At 33.0% G+C, this 1,610-nt stretch carries 1 protein-coding gene and 1 pseudogene; both read right to left on the bottom strand.

The features are described 5' to 3' along the window. Positions 1 to 747 (bottom strand): annotated as a pseudogene (locus tag ACZQCL_RS09370) (hypothetical protein); the annotation flags it as partial. Between the two features lie 2 nt (positions 748 to 749). After that, a partial coding sequence (locus ACZQCL_RS09365; protein WP_482483008.1) for an MMPL family transporter occupies positions 750 to 1,610 on the bottom strand: 861 nt, incomplete at its 5' end.

Here is a 1,610-nt window from a genome sequence, read left to right as displayed (position 1 = left end):
ACCAACCATGATAGATCCTAAATCAAAATCATTGACATCCGCTTCTACTGTTACATCATCACTGATTCCTAATTGATTATTTACTTTATCTAAACCTGCAGATTTTAATGTTTCATTCAAGCCTGGAATATTCGCAAATGCCAACATTTCATTTGTTCCATCATTTACAATCTTACCAGATTCACACTTCACATTTGAGAACTTACCAGTACTCATATTCAACATACCACCAGCTAAATAACTAGGGTGAATCACAATGGATTTGCCATTGATATTTTTAACTTCTGAATAGTTATTTGTGAAAGAAATAGTTAATTTTAAATGTCCTGATTTTCCTTGAATATCATTCGCAGAAATTTCTTGGCCATCTAATTCATAACGAATCTTAACAGACACAGGAAGTTGTTTTGTGGCTGTACCTTCATAGTATACGTCATTACCTTTCGCATTCCATGTATATGTATTTCCGTCTTTTGAAGGTTTTTCATTTGATTTAATGTTCTTAACATCTGTTAAGTTTAAAGTTTCTTTAATATTATTTATTCCATCCTCATCATGTAACCAGCTAGATACGATTGTATCACTGATTGAACCATCTGAGTTTAATACAGAATAAACAGTTTCTGTTTTTTCTGTAGGATTTTCATCATTACTTTGCGCAAATACAGTCACTGGCATCATACTTCCTGCCATAACTGCACTCAACAATACACTACCAACTACTTTTACTGTATGATTTAAATTCATATTTATTCTCCTTTCGCTTCCATGTTTGATTCTGGCCAATTCTTTGTCGTCTTTTCAATGAACTTGTGGCAGAAAATCAACAATGAAGGCAATACTAATAAGATACTTACGACTGAAATTAATGCACCACGTGCTAATAAGATAACTAATGATTTAATTAAATCCATCTTAGCTACAAAGCTTACACCGATACATGCGGCAAAGAATGAGAATCCACTTGTCATAATTGACACACTCGATTTTTCCATCGCAATCAAAGCCGCTTCCTTAACCTTCTTACCATGCGATAATTCTTCTTTAAAACGCGTTGTCATTAAGATGGCATAGTCTACTGTGGCACCCAATTGAATAGTTCCGATAACCATACTTGCGATAAATGGAAGTGTAGTTACTGTAAAGAATGGAATACCCATATTGATTGTAATCGCAAATTCAATGGTTAGTACTAAAATGACTGGAAGTGCAAATGATTTAAATGTTAAGGCAACAATGATAAAAATCATAATGACAGATAATACGTTAACCATCGCAAAGTCTGTATTTGTTGTTGTGATCAAATCACGTGTCATACTTCCTTCTCCACCAATCATAGCCTTCTTATCATATTTATGAATGATGGTATCCATTTTATCTAATTGTGTATTTAATTCATCGGTTGCAGCTTTATAATCACTGTTCACAACAATTAATTTCTTTCCACCATTTTGGAAAATATCCTTTACTACACTTGGAGTAAAGTTAGATGCAAGTCCTGGACCCACAAATTCTTCATACGCTAATACGTTATGAACTCCTTTTAAATCTTTTATTTCAGAACACATATTCTGAATTTCATTCGTTGTTAATTTATCATCCACTAAAAC

The organism is Holdemanella sp. (assembly GCF_056804935.1).
The sequence above is the reverse complement of the archived record's forward strand: the minus strand, read 5'-3'. Positions and strand labels throughout refer to the sequence as shown.